Below are 8,237 nucleotides of genomic sequence, written 5' to 3'. Positions count from 1 at the left end.
CTACAAGACACCAGACGGGCGGCGTATCCACGATGCCCATCGCAAGCCAAGCGACATCAGGATCGGCCAATGGGACCCGCTGTCGGCTGCCGGCGAAGCGCTGTCGCCGATTCCGACCGACGAGGAGAAACGTCCTGACCTCGCTTCGATCTACGCGCTGACCAAATATGCGCAGGAACGCGCGGTGCTGATCTTCGGTCAGGCTTATGACGTGGATGCGGTGGCATTGCGCCTGTTCAACGTCTTCGGCGCCGGTCAAGCGCTCGCAAATCCCTACACCGGCGTGCTTGCCAACTTCGCTTCGCGGCTCGCCAACGGCAAGCGGCCGATGATCTTCGAGGACGGCGAGCAAAAGCGCGACTTCGTCCATGTGCGCGATGTCGCCCGGGCTTTCCGGCTGGCGCTGGAGCAACGCCAGGCAGCCGGCCACGCGATCAATATCGGCAGCGGACGGTCCTACACCATCAGCGAGGTCGCTCGATTGCTTGCAGAAGCGATGGGCGTTCCGAAGCGGCCGCCCGAAATCCTCGGCAAGGCGCGCTCCGGCGACATCCGCAACTGCTTTGCCGACATTGCCAAGGCGCGCGAGCTGCTTGGCTTCGAGCCGAGCCATCGGCTTGAGAACTCCCTCGGTGAATTCGCGGCCTGGGTTCGCAACACCGTCGTCATCGACCGCGGCGCTGACATGAAGCGCGAACTTGAAGAGCGGGGGCTGGTGTCATGAGTGAGCGGCATCGCGGCCTTGGCAAAGCGCCGGTGGCCGTCATCGGCGGCAGCGGCTTCATAGGCTCAAACCTCGCCGACAGCCTGTTGTCGGATGGCGAGCCCGTTCTGGTCATCGACAATCTCAGCCGAGCCGGCGTCGAGCAGAACCTCGAATGGCTGGCGCAAAAGCACGGCAGCGATCTTAGAGTTGAAACCGTAGACGTGCGCGACCAAGCCAGACTGGCCTCCGTGCTGACGCCAGCAAGAGCGATCTTCCATCTGGCCGCCCAGACCGCCGTGACCACGAGCCTGATCGATCCCGCGGAGGACCTCGACATCAATCTCAAAGGCACCTTCAACGTGCTTGAGGCGGCGCGCCAGGTGAGCGCCCCGGTAATCTTCGCCAGCACTAACAAGGTCTACGGCAGCTTGCCCCAGCTCGCGGTGCAGGAAACGGACGACCGTTACGAGCCTTGCGACGAAGCCATCCGCGCCAATGGCGTCGACGAGACGATCGGGCTCCATTTCTGCACGCCCTATGGCTGCTCCAAGGGCGCTGCGGACCAGTATGTCCTTGATTATGCCAAGTCCTATGGCCTGCCGACGGCGGTGCTGCGCATGAGCTGCATCTATGGACCGCGCCAGTTCGGCACCGAGGACCAGGGCTGGGTCGCCCATTTCCTCCTCAGCGCGCTCAGCGGCCGGCCCATCACCGTCTATGGCGACGGCAAGCAGGTGCGCGACATCCTGCATGTGTCCGACGCGGTTGCCGCCTATCGCGGAGTGCTGGCCAGGATCGAAGACCTCAAGGGACAGGCGTTCAATCTTGGCGGCGGACCGCGGAATGCCGTCAGCCTGCGCTCGCTCCTGTCGGAGATCGCCATCATGACCGGCCGCGACATCGTGGTGCGGCAGGATCTCGAACGCACCGGCGACCAGCCCTTCTTCATCGCCGATACCCGCAAGATAGAGGCCGCGCTTGGCTGGCGGGCGCATGTCCCGTGGCGCGAAGGCATCAGCGACCTTGCCGGCTGGCTGTTGCGGCACCGTCTTCAGCCGCACGCTGAAGTGGCGAGGTACGTCGCATGAAAGTCGCACTGGTCAATCCACGTTGGACGTATGAACACAGCATCTATTTCGGCTGCCGCCAGCCGCATCTGCCCCTGGAGCTTGGCTACTGCAAAGCGCTCTTGGAGACCGACGGCCACAGCGTGCTGATGCTGGACGGGCAGTTGCAGCATCTCGACAACGCGGAACTTGCCGAGCGCGTGGCGGCGTTCGCGCCGGACATGACCGTCGTGACCACCGCGCCGACCTATCTGTTCTGGCGCTGCGCGCCGCCGGAGCTGCGGGTGCCGGCAGAATTCCTGAAGCATCTCGCCGGGCGCGGCGGGCGCACCGCCGCCGTCGGGCCGCATGGCTCGGCGACGCCGGCCCCTACCCTGCGCAAGCTTGGCGTCGATGTCGTCGTGCGCGGCGAATGCGAGGAGGTGGTGGCGGAGCTTGCCGGGCGCGGCGAATGGAGCGCCGTCCCTCACACGGCGCGGCTCGAGAGCGGCGTGCTGGCCTGCAACGGTGGCGTGAGCGTCAGCCGCTTCGTCGACCACCCGGCACTTCATTGGCCGTCCGATTGGATTGCGGCCCATTCGCACCACCATCATCGGTTCGACGCGGACCAGAAGGGCGCCGGTGCAGAGGTGGAAGCTTCGCGGGGTTGCCCCTATAATTGCAGCTTCTGCGCCAAGATCGATTTTCGCGACGCCTACCGCCGCAGGAACCACGACGCGGTCGTCGCCGAGATCGACGGTCTGATGGCCCAGGGCGTCGGCTACATCTACTTCATCGACGAGATTTTCCTGCCCCAGAAGGCGCTGCTCGAGGCCCTTGTCGACCGCGATATCCAATTCGGCGTTCAGACGCGCATCGACCTCTGGAAACCGGAGTTGCTGGAATTGTTGGGCGAGGCCGGCTGCGTCTCGATCGAAGCTGGCCTGGAAAGCCTGACCGTCGAAGGCCGCGAGATGCTGGCCAAGCGCTGTCGGCTGGGCACCGAGGAATTGGCCGCGCTGCTGGTCGATGCCCGCCGCCATGTTCCTTTCGTCCAAGCCAATCTGATCGGCGTGGTCGAGGACGATCCGGCCCTGGTGGAGTATTGGCGCAAGCACCTCATCGACAACGGCGTCTGGGCCAACGAGCCGGTGCCGCTCTATCCCTATCCGAGCTCGCCAAGTTACCGCGAGCTGTGGGGCGAACCCGACGATTTCGCCTGGGAGCGCGCGCATGAGCACTATCTGGCTTCGTTCCGGACGTTCAGCGACATCCAGGACCAGCGCCCGCGCGCGCTGGCCGAATTGGAGTCCTCATGCTGCAATCATTGATCCATCGCCCGCGGCGCATCCTGATGACCACCGACTCCGTCGGTGGCGTCTGGCGATATTCGCTCGACCTGGCGCGCGAGCTCACCAACCGAGGGGACAGCGTCGTGCTGGCCGGGCTAGGGCCTCGGCCTTCTCGGGAGCAGGCACAAGAGGCGCAATCCTTCGCGACGCTCGCATGGCTCGAGACCCCTCCGGACTGGATGACGCGCAACGAGAGCGATCTCGACGGCCTGCCCGGCGAGCTTCGGGAGCTTGCGACGGCCTATGCCGCGGACCTCGTTCATCTTAACGCTCCGGCCCAGGCGGCCGAGGTCGATCTGCCCTGCCCCATCCTCGTGGTCTCGCATTCCTGCGTCGTGACGTGGCTGCATGCCGTGCGCGGTCAGGTGCCGACCGATGCCTGGGCCTGGCAGAAAGACCGCAACCGGGCCGGTTTCAATCGCGCCGATATTGTGGTGGCACCCAGCCGAAGCCACGCCGACATGCTTGAGGCCTGCTACGGGCCGGTCGCGCGGCTAAGTGTCGTCCACAACAGTGCTCTTCCCGGCCCGGTCGCCTCGCGCCGCGAGCCTTTCGTCCTGGCCGCCGCCCGCTGGTGGGATCAAGGAAAGAACGCGGCGGTGCTGGATGCCGCGGCTGCCATAACCGAATGGCCAGTCCATGCCGCCGGCCCGCTCGGCGGGCCGGACGGGCAGATGGCGCGTCTCGATCATTGCGTCGCGCTCGGCTCGATCGGCTATGCCCAAGTGCGTCAGCGGATGGAGCGCGCTGGCATTTTCGTTTCGCCATCGATCTACGAGCCCTTCGGGCTTGCCGCTCTGGAAGCCGCGCTCTCGGGCGCGCCGCTGGTCCTCGCCGACATCGCGACCTATCGCGAACTCTGGGACGGCGCGGCTATGTTCTTCGACACGCGCGATCCGCATGCGCTTGCCGGATGCATCGCCCACCTCTCCCGCGACGAAAATTTGCGGCGCCAGCTTGGCCGGCGCGCCGTCCGTCGCGCGCGCAAATTTTCGCCGCAGGCGCAGGCGGTCGCGATGAGTGAAATCTACGATCGTGCGGCGATGGCCGTCGCAGGGCGCTGACCATGCATTTCGTATTCTACACCCATTCCGTCGTTTCCGATTGGAACCATGGCAATGCGCATTTCCAGCGCGGCATCATGCGCGAGCTTGTTGCGAACGGACACCACGCCCTCGCGCTCGAACCCGCGGACGGTTGGAGTCGTTCGAACCTTCTGGCCGAGCAAGGCTCCTTCGCCGTCGAGCGCTTCCGGAAGGATTTTCCCGAGCTGATGCCGGTGACCTACGATGCGTCCTTCGATCACGAGGCCTGGATTGCGAAGGCGGATGTGGTGATCGTCCATGAATGGACCGATCCAGATCTTGTGGCGCGGATCGGGCGGGCCAAGCTCAACGGCGGCAAGTTCACGCTGCTGTTTCACGACACGCATCACCGCGCCGTGTCGGCGACGCAGTCGATCTCGGCACTGAACCTGGAGCACTATGACGGCGTCTTGGTCTTCGGCGAGGCGTTGCGGGAGAGCTACCTTCGCGCCGGCTGGGGCCGACGGGCTTTCACCTGGCATGAAGCAGCGGACGAACGGTTGTTCAAACCCTCTCCCGAAGTCGACGCCGTATCGGATCTGGTCTGGGTCGGCAACTGGGGCGACGACGAACGCAGCGCCGAAATCCACGAGTTCCTCGTCGCGCCGGCACGCGAGCTTGGCCTGTCGGGAACCGTTCACGGGGTGCGCTACCCAGCGCAGGCGCGGGCCGCGCTCGCCGACGCCGGCTTGCGCCACGAGGGTTGGATCGCAAATGCCGACGTCCCGAAAGCGTTCGCGCAGCATCGCGTGACGGTGCACATCCCGCGCCGACCCTATCGGGACCATCTGCCGGGCATTCCCACGATCCGCATGTTCGAGGCATTGGCCTGCGGCATTCCCCTCGTCTCTGCGCCATGGTCGGACGTGGAAGAGCTGTTCCGTCCCGGCAAGGACTTTCTGTTTGCCCGCGACGGCTCCGAGATGCGCCAGCACCTGCGCGACGTGCTGCACGACGCCGCGCTTGCGAAGGCTCTGGCGGCAGCCGGGCTGGAAACCATCCTGGCACGGCACACATGCCGGCGCCGCGCCGACGAATTGTTCGACATACTCGCCGCATGCGGCAATCGCCATGCGGTTGACGGGGTGCCAACAAGGGAGGCCGCCGCATGAAGATCGCCTTTTACGGATCCAGCCTGCTGTCGTCCTATTGGAACGGCGCCGCCACCTATTATCGCGGCCTGCTGAAGGCACTTTCCCGGCGCGGTTACGACATCGTCTTCTACGAGCCGGACGCCTTTGACCGGCAGAAGCACCGCGACATCGAGGTTCCCGACTGGTGCGACGTCGTCGTCTACGAGGCGACGCCGGATGCGCTGATGCAAGTCGCTTGCTGCGCCGCGCAGGCCGACATCGTGGTCAAGGCAAGCGGTGTGGGCTTCGAAGACGAAGCGCTGTTGCGCGCCGTGCTCGACCACGCCCGCAATGACGCGCTGACGGTGTTCTGGGACGTCGACGCCCCGGCGACGCTCAGCGAATTGCGGAACGATGCCGGCCATCCTCTCCACGAGGAGCTCAAAAGGATCGCCCTCGTGCTGACCTATGGCGGCGGAGATCCCGTCGTGTGGGACTATAGGGCGCTTGGCGCCGCCGAATGTGTGCCGATCTACAACGCGCTCGATCCCGAGACGCATTTCCCCGTCGCCCGAGATTCCCGCTTCGCCTGCGATCTGGCCTTTCTCGGCAATCGCCTGCCGGATCGCGAGGCCCGCGTGGAAGGCTTCTTCCTCGAGCCGGCCGGTGCGCTGGAGGACCAGAAGTTCCTGCTCGGCGGATCAGGCTGGGGCGACAAGCCGATGCCGGCGAATGTCTCCTGGCTCGGCCATGTCGGCACTCGAGACCATAACGCCTTCAATGTCACGCCGAAGGCGGTGCTGAACATCAGCCGCGACAGCATGGCCAGCAACGGCTTTTCGCCGGCAACGCGGGTGTTCGAGGCGGCCGGCGCCGGTGCATGCCTCATCACCGACGCCTGGGCCGGTGTCGAGCTGTTCCTTACGCCTGGCGAGGAAATCCTGGTGGCGCGAGACGGCGCCGACGTTGTCGAGATCATGTGCACGCTCACACCAGGGCGCGCAAAGGCGATCGGGGCGGCAGCGCTTCGGCGTGTTCTGGCCGAGCACACCTACACACTGAGGGCTGAACGGGTTGACGCAATCTTAAAGGCGCATTTCGAGCGCGAGACCGTGGAGGCCGCAGAATGACGAAGGCACTCGATATCGTGTTCCTGGGTCTTTCTCTGTCCTCTTCCTGGGGCAATGGCCATGCGACGACGTTTCGGGGGCTGCTGCGGGGCCTCGACGAGCTCGGCCATCGCGTCACCTTCTTCGAACGCGACGTGCCCTGGTACGCGCACCACCGCGACCTGCGCGACCCCGATTATTGCGACTTGCGCTATTACGACACCGTCCAGGAGCTTCGTCGCAGCCATGAACGAGACCTTCAGCAGGCCGATGTTGTGGTCATCGGCTCGTTCGTGCCTGAAGGCAGGGCGGTCATCGACGACCTCGCGTCGCTGTGCACCGGGCTATTCTGCTTCTACGACATCGACACGCCGGTGACGCTGGCCAGGATTGCCGAGGATGACTGCGACTATCTCGCGCGTCGGCAGATTCCCTATTTCAACCTTTATTTCTCCTTCACGGGCGGACCGACCCTCCATCGCCTGGAGCTCGAATTCGGCGCGCGTCGGGCCGAACCGCTCTATTGCTCCGTCGACCCCGAGCGGCACCATCGAAACCGAAATGTGATCAAATGGGATCTAGGCTATCTCGGCACCTACAGTCCGGATCGGCAACAGACCCTGGAAACGCTTCTGCTCGAGCCTGCGCGTCGACTGCCGGATCGACGCTTCGTGGTTGCGGGCTCGCAATACCCGCACGATATCGACTGGCCCGATAATGTCGAGCGGATCGAGCACCTGCCGCCGGCCGAGCATGCCGGATTTTATAGCCGGCAGCGCTACACGTTGAATGTGACACGCACTTCGATGGTCGAAGCCGGATGGTCGCCCAGCGTCCGGCTTTTCGAAGCAGCGGCGTGCGGGACGCCGATCATCAGCGATCGCTGGCCCGGCCTCGACAGTTTCTTTCCGGCTACGGCGATACAGACGGCCGGCAGCGCAGATGATGTGACGGGAATTCTTCTGGGACAGCCCGACCGCGCCAGGCTCAGCATGGCCAGGCAGGCCCATTCGCTGGTCCTGGAAAGACACACCGGAGTTGCTCGGGCACGAGAGTTCACGTCGATGCTGGCGCGGGCAAGGCAGACACGTCCGGTGCTCGATCTGGATGTCGAAAGTGCAGCATGACAGGCAGACAGGAGAACACACAGATGCGGCGTTCAAGAAAGGCCCAACAGACACGGACGGCGCTTGTCGCCGGCGGTGCCGGTTTCCTCGGTTCGCACCTATGCGAGGCCCTGTTTGGCATCGGCTATCGCGTGATCTGCATCGACAACTTTCTCACCGGCCGAATGGAGAACATTACGCCGCTTATCGGCCAATCGCGCTTCCGGTTGATCGAGCAGGATATCTGCAGCCCGCTGGAACTGGGTGAACCGGTCGACCGTGTCTTCAACCTGGCATGCGCGGCGTCACCGCCCCGCTACCAGGCCGATCCCGTTCATACCACACGCACGTGCGTGGTCGGGTCGCTCAATCTCCTCGAGCTTGCCGTTCGCGACGGTGCACGCTTCCTGCAGGCATCGACCAGCGAAGTGTATGGTGATCCCGAGCAGCATCCGCAGCGTGAGGACTATCTCGGCCATGTGAACTGCACCGGCCCGCGCGCCTGCTACGACGAAGGCAAGCGCACTGCGGAGACGCTTTGCTTCGACTACCTTCGGGCCGATCGGGCCGACGTGCGTGTCGCCCGTATCTTCAACACTTATGGCCCAAGGATGGACCCCGCCGACGGTCGCATCGTCTCGAATCTGGTCATGCAGGCACTTGAAAAGCGGCCGATGACGATATTCGGCGATGGCCGGCAGACGCGATCCTTCTGCTACGTCACCGACCTGGTCGAAGGCCTGTTGCGGCTCATGGACAT

General features: G+C 64.6%; 8 protein-coding genes. All 8 read left to right on the top strand.

The genetic code is table 11. The features are described 5' to 3' along the window. Positions 1-724: NAD-dependent epimerase/dehydratase family protein (locus tag EOA60_RS10555; RefSeq protein ID WP_128311326.1), on the top strand; the 724-nt coding region annotated here is incomplete at its 5' end. Beyond that, positions 721-1,794, top strand: coding sequence for an NAD-dependent epimerase/dehydratase family protein (locus tag EOA60_RS10550; protein WP_095826280.1), 1,074 nt, complete (start codon positions 721-723; stop codon positions 1,792-1,794). The genes EOA60_RS10555 and EOA60_RS10550, both read left to right, overlap by 4 nt. Beyond that, the gene (locus tag EOA60_RS10545) at positions 1,791-3,083 is read left to right on the top strand and encodes a TIGR04295 family B12-binding domain-containing radical SAM protein (protein WP_095802770.1); all 1,293 of its coding nucleotides are present in this window, start codon (positions 1,791-1,793) and stop codon (positions 3,081-3,083) included. The genes EOA60_RS10550 and EOA60_RS10545 overlap by 4 nt, the downstream gene beginning before the upstream one ends. Then, positions 3,068-4,168 (top strand): glycosyltransferase family 4 protein, encoded by a 1,101-nt coding sequence (locus EOA60_RS10540; RefSeq protein ID WP_095826279.1) that lies wholly within the window; start codon positions 3,068-3,070, stop codon positions 4,166-4,168. Before EOA60_RS10545 ends, EOA60_RS10540 begins: the two co-directional genes overlap by 16 nt. Before the next feature lie 2 nt (positions 4,169-4,170). After that, positions 4,171-5,301: a glycosyltransferase gene (locus EOA60_RS10535; protein WP_127323618.1), complete on the top strand. Its 1,131-nt coding sequence runs from the start codon at positions 4,171-4,173 to the stop codon at positions 5,299-5,301. Continuing rightward, positions 5,298-6,392, top strand: a complete 1,095-nt coding sequence (locus tag EOA60_RS10530) for a glycosyltransferase (RefSeq protein WP_095826277.1) — start codon at positions 5,298-5,300, stop codon at positions 6,390-6,392. Before EOA60_RS10535 ends, EOA60_RS10530 begins: the two co-directional genes overlap by 4 nt. Beyond that, the gene (locus EOA60_RS10525) at positions 6,389-7,498 is read left to right on the top strand and encodes a glycosyltransferase (RefSeq protein WP_095826276.1); all 1,110 of its coding nucleotides are present in this window, start codon (positions 6,389-6,391) and stop codon (positions 7,496-7,498) included. Before EOA60_RS10530 ends, EOA60_RS10525 begins: the two co-directional genes overlap by 4 nt. A 23-nt stretch (positions 7,499-7,521) precedes the next feature. Continuing rightward, the coding region (locus tag EOA60_RS10520; protein WP_128311324.1) for an NAD-dependent epimerase/dehydratase family protein at positions 7,522-8,237 on the top strand (716 nt) is incomplete at its 3' end.

The organism is Mesorhizobium sp. M1A.F.Ca.IN.020.06.1.1 (assembly GCF_004023265.1).
In the GTDB taxonomy this organism is placed as follows: Bacteria; Pseudomonadota; Alphaproteobacteria; order Rhizobiales; family Rhizobiaceae; genus Mesorhizobium.
This window is presented reverse-complemented; position numbering and strand designations above follow the sequence as displayed.